We start from the raw sequence: 253 nt of genomic DNA on the forward strand, positions 1-253 counted from the left end.
GCAGCGTTTTCCGTAACCCTACCAATCAAGCAGCGGGTTGGTTAATTGAACAAGCAGGCTTAAAAGGATATCAAGTGGGAGGCGCGCAAGTGGCTCATCGCCATGCTAATTTTATTCTCAATTGTGGGCAAGCTAAGGCTCAGGATATTTACCAAATCATTGAGCACATACAAGAAAAAGTAGAGCAGCAATGGTCAATTTTATTACAACCAGAAGTTAAACTATTGGGTGAGTTTTAGTTTAGATTATTGAG

Annotated in this window: 1 pseudogene; it reads left to right on the forward strand. The window is 40.7% G+C overall.

Going from position 1 to position 253, the window contains the following annotated elements:
- Positions 1-239: pseudogene (locus R0J92_RS24905) on the forward strand (UDP-N-acetylenolpyruvoylglucosamine reductase); the annotation flags it as partial.
- Positions 240-253: the final 14 nt, after the last annotated feature.

The sequence above is a fragment of the Tritonibacter sp. SIMBA_163 genome (assembly GCF_046535935.1).
In the GTDB taxonomy this organism is placed as follows: Bacteria; Pseudomonadota; Alphaproteobacteria; order Rhodobacterales; family Rhodobacteraceae; genus Epibacterium; species Epibacterium scottomollicae.